The following is a 12,232-nucleotide window of genomic DNA, read 5'->3' on the forward strand; positions in this document are numbered from 1 at the left end:
TTGGGTGCCGCTGGAGGCCCGATCCGAGCCCGCAAGTCGCCAACTGACGGGTTAGCTCACCAACTCGTGAGTTGGCGACTTGGGGCGAGGGGCAGTTGGGCCGGGGCAGCGGCCCGCGGACTCACCCCTCGAAGACCGTCGGGATCACTGGCTCGCCCGCCGACATCATCGTGATCGCGCGGGGCAGCTCGGCCACGGAGGCGCGGTGCCGGGCGCGGGCCTCCTCGAGCGTGGCCCGACCGACCACCTCGCCGCCCTCGACCAGGCGCACCAGGAGGGGACGGTCGTTGCCGTCGTCGACGGGGGTCTCGCCGATCCCGACCACCTCGGCCTCCGCGACCCCGGACGGGCCGAGGCGGCGCAGGGCGTGCTTGCGGCCGCCGATGGAGATCTTGTCGTGGGACTTCTTAGCCACCGAGACGAGCTCGCCGTCGTCGCCCTCGCGCGCCACGATCTTGTAGACGAAGCCGCACGTCGGGTGGCCCGACCCGGTGACCAGCTGGGTGCCGACGCCGTACGCGTCCACGGGCGCCGCGGCCAGCGCGGCGATGGCGTGCTCGTCGAGGTCGCTCGTGACCACGATCCGGGTGCCGGTCGCGCCGAGGCCGTCGAGCTGGGCCCGCACCTCGCGGGCGACCTCGCCGAGGTCGCCGGAGTCGAGCCGTACGGCGCCGAGGCCGGTGCCGGCGATCTCGACCGCCAGCGCCACCGCCTCGGCGACGTCGTAGGTGTCGACCAGGAGCGTCGTGCCGACACCGAGGGTCTGGACCTGCGCGCGGAAGGCGTCGGCCTCCTCGTCGTGGAGCAGCGTGAAGGAATGGGCGGCGGTGCCGCTGGACGGTACGCCGTGGCGTGCCCGTGCGGCGAGGTTGCTCGTGGCCTCGAAGCCCGCGACGTACGCCGCCCGCGCGGCCGCGACCGCCGCCTCCTCGTGGGTGCGCCGGGAGCCCATCTCGATGCACGGTCGGTCGCCGGCCGCGAGGGTCATCCGTGAGGCGGCCGAGGCGATCGCGGAGTCGTGGTTGTAGATCGAGAGCAGCACCGTCTCGAGGATCACCGCCTCGGCGAAGGTGCCCTCGACGACGAGCAGCGGCGAGTGGGGGAAGTAGGCCTCGCCCTCGGCGTACCCCCAGACGTCGCCCGAGAAGCGGTAGGACCCGAGCCAGTCGAGCATGTCGGCGTCGACGACCCCCTCCAGCGCGGTCAGGGCCGCCGCGTCGAACCGGAACCCCTCGATCGCGTCCAGCGCGCGGCCGACGCCCGCCACCACGCCGTACCGCCGCCCCGCGGGCAGCCGGCGCGGGAAGAGCTCGAAGACCGCCCGCCGGTCGGCGGTGCCCGACTGCCGCGCGGCCTGGACCATGGTCAGCTCGTAGTGGTCGGTCAGCAGCGCTGTCGACACATGGGGTGAGCTCGTCACGACCCACACTGTGCCACGATGGGAGACGTGTCAGCCGCCAGTCCCGTAGAGGTCGAGCCGACCCAGACCCCCGACGAGATCACCTTCCTGGCCAAGCCGTGGGTGACCCTCGTGTGGGACGACCCGGTCAACCTCATGTCCTACGTCTCCTACGTCTTCCAGAAGTACTTCGGCTACGACAAGGCCAAGGCCGAGAAGCTCATGCTCGAGGTGCACAAGGAGGGCAGGTCCGTGGTCTCCACGGGCACCCGCGAGGAGATGGAGCGCGACGTCCAGGCGATGCACGAGTACGGACTGTGGGCGACGATGGAGAAGGCGTCCTGAGGTGAGCGGCTTCGAACGACACCGCAGGACCGGGAACGTGATCGCCACCTTCACCGGTTTCGAGGCAGACCTCCTGCGCTCCCTGGCCTCGCAGATGGTCGAGCTGCTGCGCAACGAGCGCGCCGAGCCCGCGTCACCGACCGCCGACCCCTTCGAGGCGCTCATGACGGAGTTCTCCGGGGCGACCACCATCCCCGAGGACCCGGTGCTGGCGCGCCTGTTCCCGACGGCGTACACCGACGACGAGGAGTCGGCCTCGGACTTCCGCCGGTTCACCGAGGGCGGGCTGCGTGACGGCAAGGCGGCGGCGTCCGGCTCGATCATCGACGTCCTCGAGGAGGCGGGGCTGCCGCCCGAGCTGACCGAGGACGGCCTGGTCATCGACGTCGAGCTCAGCCACGGCGAGGCCGAGACGTGGATGCGCGCCTTCACCGACATCCGGCTCGCGCTGGCCACCCGCTTGGGCGTCGAGGCCGGCGACGAGCACTACTGGCACTCGCTGCCCGACGACGACCCGCGCGCCCAGGCCCACGACATCTACGAGTGGGTCGGCTACCTCCAGGAGACGATCGTCGAGGCGCTGACGGCGTGAGGCCGGCGTGAGCCCCGTCCCCGACTTCGTGGTCGCGATCCGCGAGAAGATCGGCAGCGACCACCCGCTGTGGCTGCCCGCCGTCACCGCGGTCGTGCGCCGCGGGGACCAGGTGCTGCTCGTCAAGCGCGCCGACAACGGGCACTGGACGCCCGTCACCGGCATCGTCGACCCCGGCGAGGAGCCGGCGGTGGCAGCGGCACGCGAGGTGACGGAGGAGACCGGCGTACGCGTCCGGGTCGACCGGCTCGCCTCCACCGACGCCCACCCCGAGGTCCGCCATGCCAACGGCGACCGGGCCGCCTACCTCGACCTCACGTTCGCCTGCACCTGGCTCGACGGCGAGGCGCACGTGGCCGACGACGAGTCGAGCGAGGTGCGCTGGTGGCCGGTCGGCGGCCTGCCACCGATGGGCGACCTGCCGCTGCGGCGGATCGAGGCGGCGCTCAGCGACGAGCAGGAGGCGCGCTTCGTGGCCCCGGCCGATCCCGACGGCCTCGAGCCGCCGCCCGTCCTCAGGCCACCGGCCCCCGTGCTCGGCGTCGACGCCTGCCCGGCCGGCTGGGTCGGCGTGGTGCTCGACCCGACGCTGCGGGCCACGGTCTTCGTGTCCGCCGACATCACCAGCCTGCTCGCGCTGGTGCGCGAGCAGCACGACGTGCCCGTCGTCGCCGTCGACATCCCCATCGGCCTGCCCGACGCCGGCGGCCGACGCGCCGATGCCGAGGCCCGCCGGGCGCTGGTCGGCAAGGCGTCCTCGGTCTTCTCCACGCCCGTACGCTCCGCGCTCGAGGCCGCGACCTACGCCGAGGCGCGCGAGGCCAACCTCGCCGCGACGGACGGACGCACCAGCGTCAGCGCGCAGGCGTACGCACTGCGCGACAAGGTGCTGCAGGTGGACGCCTGGGTCCGCTCGGGCCCTGGCGCCGACGTGATCGAGGTGCACCCCGAGGTGAGCTTCGCCCGGATGGCCGGCGGACCCGTGCTGGCCCGCAAGAAGGACTCCGACGGCGTCCGTGCCCGGCGCGAGGCGCTCGCCGCGCACGGCATCGTGGCGCCACCGTGGTTCCGAGGCGCGGGGTTCGGCGAGGACGACCTGCTCGACGCCTGCGCGGTCGCGTGGACGGCCGTACGCCACGCCCTCGGGGTCTCGGAGTCGTTGCCGGGCGAGCCCGAGGTGTTCTCCGACGGGATCTCGGCGGCGATCTGGGTCTGAGGCTCAGCCCGAGTGGGTGAGCACGCCGTAGCGCTCACGCGACGCGAGCGCCCACCTCGAGACTGGCACCGTGACCAGCGCGACGGCCAGCATGAGGACGGCGAGCACGAGCCAGCCGGTCTCGCCCATCTCGACGCACAGCAGGGTCACGATCGGCGGGCCGATGACGGCGATGACGCTGAAGCCGAGGCCGGCGAAGCCCTGGTACTGACCCTGTCGCTCGTGAGGGGCGAGCCCCATCTGCAGACCCCACTGGCCGCCGGAGCCGATCATCTCGCCGACGACGTGGACCAGCGACCCGACCACGAGCACCACGATCGCGAAGGCGGCGTCGCCGCGGGCGGCCAGCGCCACGATCGCGAAGCCCGCCGCGATCCACACCGCACCGCGGACCAGCGCCCGGGCGCCCGCCTCGACCGAGTCGGCGCGACGGCTGAGCCGCACCTGGAAGAGCGCGACGCAAGCGGTGTTGACGATCAGCAGGACCGCGACCATCACGGGCGGGGCGGCCGTGCGCTCGGAGATGTAGAGCGCCAGGCCCAGCTCCATCACGAAGAAGTGCAGGGAGAACAGGCCGGTCAGCGCGACGACGGCCACGTAGGGCCAGTCGCGCAGCACCGCGAGCCGCGGCTCGCCCTCGAGCCGTACGTAGGCCGGCAGGTCGGGGAGCCGGGTGGAGTTCCACGCGGCGAACCCGGTGAAGACGGCGTTGAGGACGAAGACCGACACGTAGGCCCAGGTCTCGTCGACGACGAGCGCGGCGCCGCCGAAGACCGAGCCGAGGCCGATCGCGGTGTTGGTGACCGCGCGCAGGTAGGCCTTGAACTGCACACCGCGGCCGCCGGTCGCGAGCTGCGCGATCACGCCCTGCTGGACGGAGCCGGCCGAGCGCTCGAAGAGGGTGAGCAGGGCGAGCAGCAGCGCGAGCTGCCACGGCGTACGGGCCAGGGCGGGCAGGGCGCTGGTGAGCGCGGCGCCGACCATGCAGACCGTCAGCACCCGGCGCGGGCCGTGGCTGTCGCCGAGCTGGCCGGCCGGCACCTGCACGAGGATCCCCACGACTGCCGCGACCGCGAGGGCGAGCGCGACCTCGGCGGCGGAGAAGCCGACCCGGCGGGTGAAGTAGAGCGCGCTGGTGGTCATGACCGCCCCGGCGCCGAACCGGTTGGCGAAGGATCCCAGCGCCAGGACCCGCAGGTCGCGCTCGAGGGGGATGCCGCGGCGGGTCAGCGGCGCGTACGCCTGCGGCAACGACATGCTCTTCCCCCCGTGAACTCTCTCGACGTCAAGACTATGCGTTGAGACGTGGTCGGGTCACATCGGTTTCCGACCTACCCTTGACGGCGTGCTGACCATCGAGCAGGAGATCTACGACGCCATCGTGGCGCACGCCCGACGCGACCATCCCGACGAGGCGTGCGGCGTCGTCGCGGGCCCCGAGGGCAGTGACCGGCCCGAGCGGTTCATCCCGATGGTCAACGCCGCGGGCAGCCCCACGTTCTACGAGTTCGACTCCACCGAGCTGCTCGCGCTCTACAAGGACATGGACGCCCGCGACGAGGAGCCGGTGGTCGTCTACCACTCCCACACGGCCACCGAGGCCTACCCCAGCCGGACCGACATCGGGCTCGCGAGCGAGCCGAACGCCCACTACGTGCTCGTCAGCACACGCGAGCACGGGAATAGTGAGGGCCCGGTGGAGTTCAGGTCCTACAGAATCATCGACGGAGCCGTGACCGAGGAAGAGGTCACGATCACGCCTACCCAGAAAACCCAGGAAGCGAGCACCCCCTGATGGCCATCGAGGTCCGGATCCCCACCATCCTGCGCACCTACACCGACGGCGCCAAGGCCGTCGAGGGCTCGGGCGGCACCCTGTCCGCGCTCATCGACGACCTCGAGGGCAGCCACCCCGGCATCAAGGAGCGCCTCGTCGAGGACAAGTCCGGCTCGGTGGACCTGCGCCGCTTCGTCAACGTCTACATCAACGACGAGGACGTCCGCTTCATCGGCGGCCTCGACGCCGAGCTCGCAGACGGCGACCAGGTCGTCGTCCTGCCCGCCGTCGCCGGAGGCTGATCCCGGGCCGTGACCCGCTACGACGACCTGCTGGCCTCGGTCGGCAACACGCCTCTCGTCGGGCTGCCGCGGCTCTCTCCCGGCGTCCAACCCAACGGGGCCGACGTACGGCTGTGGGCCAAGCTCGAGGACCGCAACCCGACCGGCTCGATCAAGGACCGCCCGGCCCTGAAGATGATCGAGCAGGCCGAGGCCGACGGCACACTGCGCCCCGGCTGCACGATCCTCGAGCCGACCAGCGGCAACACCGGCATCTCCCTGGCGATGGCGGCCAAGCTCAAGGGCTACCGCATCGTCTGCGTGATGCCCGAGAACACATCCGAGGAGCGCCGCCAGCTGCTGCGCATGTGGGGCGCCGAGATCGTCTCCTCGCCGGCCGCCGGCGGGTCCAACGAGGCGGTCCGGGTCGCGAAGAAGATCGCAGCCGAGCACCCCGACTGGGTGATGCTCTACCAGTACGGCAACGAGGCCAACGCCCTCGCGCACGAGGAGGGCACCGGCCCCGAGCTCCTCGCCGACCTCCCCGAGATCACCCATTTCGTCGCCGGGCTCGGCACGACAGGCACGCTCATGGGCGTCTCCCGCTTCTTCCGTGAGGCCAAGCCGGACGTACGCATCGTGGCCGCCGAGCCGCGCTACGGCGAGCTCGTCTACGGCCTGCGCAACCTCGACGAGGGCTTCGTCCCGGAGCTCTACGACGCCTCGTTGATCGACTCGCGCTTCAGCGTCGGTCCGCGCGACGCCGTACGCCGGGTCCGCGAGCTGCTCGAGCTCGAGGGCATCTTCGCCGGCATCTCGACCGGCGCGATCCTCCACGCGGCGCTCGGCCAGGCCGCCAAGGCCGTCAAGGCGGGGGAGTCCGCCGACATCGCGTTCATCGTCTGCGACGGCGGCTGGAAGTACCTCTCCACCGGCGCCTACGAAGGCACCATCGACGATGCCGAGGACGCGCTCGACGGCCAGCTCTGGGCCTGAGCTCCCCTCACCTCGGTGGTCGAGGTGCGAGCGCGCTCTCTTGGTGGTTGAGGTGCGAGCGCACTCTCTTGGGGTTGAGGTGCGAGCGCAGCGAGCCTCGAAATGACTTCCGAGATCACTGTCCGGCAACCATTCCAGCCACGGCCATTGTCGGTGGGCTTCCGTAGACTCGAACACATGATCGATGGACTGGCAGCCGAGGCGCGAGAGGTCGCAGACGACCTCTCGGCCTCCGAGCTGCTCGCCTCGATCAAGACTTCCCGCGACCTCGAGAACGCCGAGGCCGCCCACCAGCTGGTCCTCGCCGCTCGCTGGGCCGACCTCCACCCGCCCGAGTCGATCCACGACGCCGCCTCGTTCACCGTCCCCGGCTGCGAGCACGAAGAGCCCATCGCCGGCGACGGTGCTCCCCTGGTTGCGGAGTTCTGCGTCGCCGAGCTCGGCACCACCCTCGGCATCTCCACGACGGCGGCAAAGAAGCTCATCGGCCACGCCCTCGAGCTGCGGCACCGCCTGCCGCGGTTGTGGGAGCAGGTCCATGCCGGTCGGGTGCCGGCGTGGCGGGCTCGCGCGGTCGCGGACACGACCATCCACTCCTCGCCCGCGCTGACGGCCGAGGCGGCGGGGTTCGTCGACTCCCAGGTCGCGGCCGTCGCCGGACGCATCGGGTCGGCGCAGCTCGACCGGCTGATGGCGGAGACGATCAAGCGGTACGACCTCGCGGTCGCCGATCCCTCCGCGGACCCGGAGGACGGGTGGCAGCACGTCGACCCCCGACATGTCACCGTGAACAAGGACGACGTGCACTACGCCGGCACGATGCGCATTGAGGCGGAGGTCGACATGGCCGATGCCCTCGACCTCGACCGCGCGGTCGCCCACCACGCCGCCACGCAGAAGGTCCTTGGATCGCAGCTGCCGCTCAACGCGCGACGGGCCAAGGCGCTGGGCGACCTCGCCCGCACGCAGACCGCGCTCGACCTCGCCTTCCAGGACGGTGCAGCGCAGGAGGGTGGTTTCGAGGCTCGCTCCGCTCACACCTCAACCACGGACAGCAACGCCGACGCCGAGGCCGAGGAGCCGAACCTTCCGGCCGCGCGGGAGGTCGTGATCCACGCCCACTTCGACGCCAGCTTCTCCGGCGACACCACGGTCTTCGGTCCCACCGGGCGGATGGAGAACGGGCAGCGCCTCGTCCTGCTCGACCAGATCAAGTCGTGGTGCTCAGACTCCCGCACCAAGGTCACCATCAAGCCCGTCATCGACCTCAACGCCCAGCTCACCGCGCAGGGCTACGAGATCCCCGACCGGATCCGTGAGCAGATCCAGCTCCGCGATCGCGCGTGTGTCTTCCCGTGGTGCACCCGCCCGGCACGCGGCTGCGACGTCGACCACATCGTCGCGTACGACGCCGACGCCGACGCCGAGGGCAGACCCCAGCCCGGGCCCACACGGACCGACAACCTCGCCTGCCTGTGCCGCTTCCACCACCGCCTCAAGACCCACTCCGCCTGGCGCTACGCGATGGTCGAGCCCGGGATCTTCGAGTGGACCAGCCCTCACGGCCATCGCTACCGACGAGACCGATCAGGCACGGCGGCAATCGAGCCACCCGATCCGCCTCGCATCCCGCGACCCCGCCGACGATGACCCCGCCCCGCACCCCGCTCAGCATTGACCGGCGGGGCCGTCGGCGCGCCCAGGCCGGTCCTGCGGTCTGCTGATCAGACGGGGTCGGTGAACGAGACTGGCTTGCCGGCTGCGCGGGCGTAGGCGATCTCCCTGCTCGTGGACTCGCCGACGTACCCGCCGGGGTTCACGACCAGGACCCGGTCAGCCAGGTCGATCTTGCGCAGGTGGAGGGCGTCCAGTGCGGTCTTCTGCTCGGCGGTGACCACCTCGTCTGCCTCGCCCGGCGCGACGACGATGACACCGGCGAAGGTCAGGTCGCGGTTCGCCGCACGCATCTCCGCCGCGAAGCGGATGGAGCCGCAGATGCAGACGATCTCAGGTCGTTCCGGCACGGTTCAGTCCTTCTGTCGCGGGGGAGGCGGTCAGGCCGACGGTGTGCCAGCGCTCGATGGCCATGAAGCGTTCTTCGCTGGTCGCGCGGTACCGGAATCGGGTGAGGCTGAGCGAGTCGAACCATGTCAGTGGGCCGGCGACGCTCACCGGCGGGCACTGTCACGGCCCGGAGCCTACTGCCGGTTCGCAGGAGCGGAGGGAGCGACGCCACGGCAGCGTAGGCTCCCGACATGCCCCGGGCCGCCCTCGTCGCCGTCGCGGTCGTGCTCGCCCTGGGCCTGCCCGCCCCGCCGGCGGCTGCCTTCGAGGCCGAGGCGCGTGAGCACCGGCGTACGCCCGGCGCGGGCGAGCAGACGGCCGAGGCGTACGCCGTGCCCGTGCGCCGGCGCGTCACCTACTCGGTCACCACCCGGGGCCGGATCACCGCCTCGCTGAAGGTGTTCCGGCGTCAGGCGCAGGAGACCTTCGACCACCCGAGCGGCTGGCGGGCCGGGGGAGTGGAGTTCCGCCGCGTACGCCGGGGCGGGGACTTCACCCTCGTGCTCGCCGCTGCGGGGACCCTGCCGTCCTTCGCAGCCGGTTGCTCCGAGCAGTGGTCGTGCCGGGTCGGGCGCCTCGTGGTCATCAACCAGCTGCGGTGGACGCAGGCGTCACCGGCGTGGAACGCGGCCGGCCGGTCCGTGCGCGACTACCGCCACATGGTCGTCAACCACGAGACCGGGCACTGGCTCGGCCTCGGGCACGCGTCGTGCCGCGGGGGCGGCAGGGCGCCGGTGATGATGCAGCAGTCCAAGGGCACCGGCGGCTGCCGGTTCAACCCGTGGCCCCTGCCCGGCGAGGCCGCCGCCGTCAGGCGACGGTGATCACCGGGCCGGGGCTCACCTGCGGTTGTCCCGGATCACGACCGTCGCGACGTGGGGGGAGCCGATGACCAGCTCGCGCGACGAGCCCGTCAGGAGCACGCGCAGGTTCTCGCGTCCCTCGGTGACTGCGTCGTCGAGGATCCGCACCGGGACCCAGCGCTCCTGCTGCCCGGGCGCGAAGGTCACCTGCCCCTGCTCGTCGACGTAGTCCTCACCCGGTGTCGCGCTGCCGGCCCGCAGGCTCCAGCTGACCTGCACCGAGGTGGTGGCCGGGGACTGCAGCTGCACCGGTACCCACACGGTGCGCTCGCGCTCCTCTGTCGCCTGCCGAGTGCTGCCGAGGCGCACCTCGTTCTTGCTCAGCCACTCGATCCGCTTGGTGAGCCAGTCGCCGAGGTAGGCGACCTCGCCGTCGAGGGTCTTCGCGTGGTGGGTCCACTCGAGGTCGCCCGACTCGTGCCACTGCTTCCAGTCGGCCTGCGCGGCCGGGGCCAGCGTCGCCGCGGCCGCGGGGATCTGGGACACGACCTCGCGCACGCCGGGCCGCAGACGGGCCCACCGGCTCTTCACGCGTGCGGAGAACGCCGGGTCCTCGAGCATCCGGGCGACCCAGTGGCGTCCCTCGCGGGTGTGCCACACGTCGGGCGGGCCGTAGTCGCGCCACCGCGTGCCGGCGCTCAGGTCGAAGTCCCAGACGGGACCGAAGACGAACTTCTTGCCGGGCACCCAGCTGAAGTTGACGCTGGACTGGAAGTTGGAGTCCTGGTTGGAGAACAGCTCCTCGACGAGGTACCAGTCGATGATCCGACGCACGTTGACGTACTTGGCGTAGCCGCGGGTGGGGTGGGCGAACGAGGGTCCGTAGAGGACCTTCTCGAAGCGCGTCACGGCACCGCGGACCTCGCGCCGCTGGCGCTTGGTGATCTCGTCGGGGTCCTTGAACGCCACCGCCGTCCCGCGACCCGTGCGGAACCCGGGCTCGCCGTCACGGAGGTAGCGCTTGTTCATCTCGAGCAGGTAGCCGTCGTCGGGCAGGTCGACACGACCCTTGCCCTCCTCGACCTGCTCGGTGAGCATGTAGAGCCCCTGCACCTGGCCGTTGAGGACGACCTCGACGAAGCGGAAGCGCGGGGTCCACGCCAGCCGGGTCTGGGCCGCCACGGCGAAGGCGGCCGCCGTACGCAACCCGCTGCGGTCGCCGTAGCCGGCCAGGAGCACCCACTCGTCGAAGGGGCGCGAGCCGATGAGCGCGGCGTCCTCCTCCAGCTTGAGCTTGTAGGGCTTCTTGGGCCAGCCCCACGTGGAGTTGCCGCGGCCGCGGACCTCGGTGACGTGTGTGACGCCGTCGAGGGTCACGGTGCCGGGGACGTAGTCCTCGCGGCCCACCTCCGCGCCCTGCGTGTCGATGACGAGCTGGCTGGGCGCAGCCGGCGGCCAGCCCACGGACGCGGGACTCCGGTCGGAGGCCTGCGGCGCGGCGCTCTCGCGAGCGGACGCGGGGGCCAGGAGCAGGGTGGCGGCAGCCAGCGCCAGCGCGGTCGCCACGGACAGGTGCCTCGGCACGGACATGTTGCCCCCTCTATCCGGAGGACCCGCCGGCTGGTGGGTCCTACCCGGTCGTATCAGTTTGCGTAGGAGACGTCGAGATCGAGCGCAAAGTTGTGCTCACTTCCGGGTACGGCGTCGATGTCGAGCAGGTCGAGCGCCAGGTTGGCCAGGTCGCCGTTGCGTACGGGCTGCACGGACTGGCCGTAGGACGTGCGCTTGGTGCCGGGGTCGCGGCGGTCGTCGGCGTTGAGGTCGTAGAGGTCCGCACCGACCGCCACGCCGGGACCGGCCACCATGAACGGGACCCGGTAGTTGGCGAGCCGACGCGGGTCGGAGTGGCTGGCACCGCGTCCGCCGTGGTCGCTGGTGACGATGATCGCGGTGCGGGCGTCGAGGAGCGGGTCGGAGTCGACGGCCGAGACGATGCTGCCGAGGAGGGCGTCGACCTGCTTGATCGCGCGCAGGTAGGGCTTGGACATGAACCCCTTGTCGTGCCCGACGGAGTCGGGCAGCGAGAAGTGGACGAAGCGGAAGGCGCGGTCGTGGTCGCGCAGGTCGCGACGCACGGCCCGGGCCAGGAGGCCGTTGTCGAGCTGGATCCGGGTCTTGTCGATCGCGAGCGGCCAGCTGCGCCTCCACAGGGAGAACTTGGTCTTGCTCGCGAAGAGCGCGGTCGAGCCGCCGGCGTCGCTGACGGAAGTGAAGACGGACTCGACCCGCTCGCCCGCGGCCGCCTGCACCGTCCTGGGCCGGCGTCGGTCGTCGTTCCACGTCACGCCGTGGCCGCCCGAGGTCTCCTCGACGCGACGGCCGGTCACCATTCCCGTGTGGTTGGGCAGGGTGACGGTCAGCTCGCGAAGGCCGCGGGCGTTGAGCGTGGAGGCCCCGGACGCGATGAAGGCGTGCAGGTGGGGGGTGCCCTCGGGCCCAAGGGCGCGCAGCGCGTCGGGGTTGAGGCCGTCGACCGAGATCGCGAGGACCGAGTCGATGGCATTGTCCGCGGACACGCGGCGGGTCTCGGGGGCCGTGCTGTCGTACTCCGGCTGGGCCGGCGCGGAGGTCACGACCAGGCCGACGGTGGCGGAGGCGAGGACGGAGGCGAGGATGGAGCGGAGGATCACCGCACGACCCTAACCCGGCGCGTGCCGTGTGACCGGGACGACGCACGCGATGGCGTGACCGGCGGCGGG

General features: G+C 71.8%; 14 protein-coding genes. 8 read left to right on the forward strand and 6 right to left on the reverse strand.

The genetic code is table 11. From position 1 onward, the window contains the following. Positions 1 to 121 precede the first annotated feature (121 nt). Positions 122 to 1,402 (reverse strand): nicotinate phosphoribosyltransferase, encoded by a 1,281-nt coding sequence (locus tag AC57BS_RS05940; protein WP_496411250.1) that lies wholly within the window; start codon positions 1,400 to 1,402, stop codon positions 122 to 124. Positions 1,403 to 1,447: 45 nt separating this feature from the next. Here AC57BS_RS05940 and clpS point away from each other — a divergent pair, with 45 nt between their 5' ends. Genes clpS through AC57BS_RS05955 form a run of 3 tightly spaced genes read left to right on the forward strand, consistent with a single transcriptional unit; the run spans position 1,448 to position 3,552 of the window. Further along, positions 1,448 to 1,744 (forward strand): ATP-dependent Clp protease adapter ClpS, encoded by a 297-nt coding sequence (gene clpS, locus AC57BS_RS05945; RefSeq protein ID WP_496410525.1) that lies wholly within the window; start codon positions 1,448 to 1,450, stop codon positions 1,742 to 1,744. A 1-nt stretch (position 1,745) separates the two neighbouring features. Next, positions 1,746 to 2,336 carry a DUF2017 domain-containing protein gene (locus AC57BS_RS05950; RefSeq protein WP_496410526.1) on the forward strand — a complete coding sequence of 197 codons (591 nt, stop codon included), beginning with the start codon at positions 1,746 to 1,748 and terminating at the stop codon, positions 2,334 to 2,336. A 7-nt stretch (positions 2,337 to 2,343) separates the two neighbouring features. Next, entirely contained in the window at positions 2,344 to 3,552 is a 1,209-nt protein-coding gene (locus tag AC57BS_RS05955; RefSeq protein ID WP_496410527.1) for a DUF429 domain-containing protein, read from the forward strand. Between the two features lie 3 nt (positions 3,553 to 3,555). Here the strand turns inward: AC57BS_RS05955 and AC57BS_RS05960 are convergent, their stop codons facing one another. Beyond that, complete coding sequence (locus AC57BS_RS05960) at positions 3,556 to 4,809, reverse strand: MFS transporter (RefSeq protein WP_496410528.1); 1,254 nt, start codon at positions 4,807 to 4,809, stop codon at positions 3,556 to 3,558. Positions 4,810 to 4,897: 88 nt separating this feature from the next. Here AC57BS_RS05960 and AC57BS_RS05965 point away from each other — a divergent pair, with 88 nt between their 5' ends. The 4 genes from AC57BS_RS05965 to AC57BS_RS05980 all read left to right on the forward strand — a co-directional run bounded on the left by AC57BS_RS05965 (position 4,898) and on the right by AC57BS_RS05980 (position 8,256). Beyond that, a complete protein-coding gene (locus tag AC57BS_RS05965) occupies positions 4,898 to 5,347 on the forward strand; it encodes a M67 family metallopeptidase (protein ID WP_496410529.1) in 450 nt (149 codons plus the stop codon). After that, on the forward strand, positions 5,347 to 5,631 hold the full coding sequence (locus AC57BS_RS05970) for a MoaD/ThiS family protein (protein WP_496410530.1): 285 nt from the start codon (positions 5,347 to 5,349) through the stop codon (positions 5,629 to 5,631). Before AC57BS_RS05965 ends, AC57BS_RS05970 begins: the two co-directional genes overlap by 1 nt. Before the next feature lie 9 nt (positions 5,632 to 5,640). Then, on the forward strand, positions 5,641 to 6,606 hold the full coding sequence (locus AC57BS_RS05975; protein WP_496410531.1) for a PLP-dependent cysteine synthase family protein: 966 nt from the start codon (positions 5,641 to 5,643) through the stop codon (positions 6,604 to 6,606). Positions 6,607 to 6,783: 177 nt separating this feature from the next. Beyond that, the gene (locus AC57BS_RS05980; RefSeq protein WP_496410532.1) at positions 6,784 to 8,256 is read left to right on the forward strand and encodes an HNH endonuclease signature motif containing protein; all 1,473 of its coding nucleotides are present in this window, start codon (positions 6,784 to 6,786) and stop codon (positions 8,254 to 8,256) included. A 74-nt stretch (positions 8,257 to 8,330) separates the two neighbouring features. On the opposite strand, the gene AC57BS_RS05985 is transcribed toward AC57BS_RS05980, so the two are convergent. Together AC57BS_RS05985 and AC57BS_RS05990 are read right to left on the reverse strand one after the other, a co-directional pair. Next, positions 8,331 to 8,630, reverse strand: coding sequence for a hypothetical protein (locus AC57BS_RS05985; protein ID WP_496410533.1), 300 nt, complete (start codon positions 8,628 to 8,630; stop codon positions 8,331 to 8,333). Further along, positions 8,614 to 8,778 (reverse strand): hypothetical protein, encoded by a 165-nt coding sequence (locus tag AC57BS_RS05990; RefSeq protein WP_496410534.1) that lies wholly within the window; start codon positions 8,776 to 8,778, stop codon positions 8,614 to 8,616. Before AC57BS_RS05990 ends, AC57BS_RS05985 begins: the two co-directional genes overlap by 17 nt. Positions 8,779 to 8,861: 83 nt before the next feature. Here AC57BS_RS05990 and AC57BS_RS05995 point away from each other — a divergent pair, with 83 nt between their 5' ends. Then, complete coding sequence (locus tag AC57BS_RS05995) at positions 8,862 to 9,494, forward strand: DUF3152 domain-containing protein (RefSeq protein ID WP_496410535.1); 633 nt, start codon at positions 8,862 to 8,864, stop codon at positions 9,492 to 9,494. 15 nt (positions 9,495 to 9,509) lie between these two features. Here AC57BS_RS05995 and AC57BS_RS06000 read toward each other — a convergent pair whose 3' ends face one another. Next, positions 9,510 to 11,063 carry a CotH kinase family protein gene (locus AC57BS_RS06000; RefSeq protein WP_496410536.1) on the reverse strand — a complete coding sequence of 518 codons (1,554 nt, stop codon included), beginning with the start codon at positions 11,061 to 11,063 and terminating at the stop codon, positions 9,510 to 9,512. 53 nt (positions 11,064 to 11,116) lie between these two features. Further along, positions 11,117 to 12,163, reverse strand: coding sequence for an alkaline phosphatase family protein (locus tag AC57BS_RS06005; protein ID WP_496410537.1), 1,047 nt, complete (start codon positions 12,161 to 12,163; stop codon positions 11,117 to 11,119). Positions 12,164 to 12,232: the final 69 nt, after the last annotated feature.

The organism is Nocardioides sp. BGA-UO-ETr-FS32, from assembly GCF_059567905.1.

Bases quoted from the DNA above. Each gene is read 5' to 3' on its own strand.
- AC57BS_RS05995 (WP_496410535.1), top strand. From the start codon at position 8,862: ATGCCCCGGGCCGCCCTCGTCGCCGTCGCGGTCGTGCTCGCCCTGGGC.
- AC57BS_RS05980 (WP_496410532.1), top strand. From the start codon at position 6,784: ATGATCGATGGACTGGCAGCCGAGGCGCGAGAGGTCGCAGACGACCTC.
- AC57BS_RS05960 (WP_496410528.1), bottom strand. From the start codon at position 4,809: ATGTCGTTGCCGCAGGCGTACGCGCCGCTGACCCGCCGCGGCATCCCC.
- AC57BS_RS05970 (WP_496410530.1), top strand. From the start codon at position 5,347: ATGGCCATCGAGGTCCGGATCCCCACCATCCTGCGCACCTACACCGAC.
- AC57BS_RS06000 (WP_496410536.1), bottom strand. From the start codon at position 11,063: ATGTCCGTGCCGAGGCACCTGTCCGTGGCGACCGCGCTGGCGCTGGCT.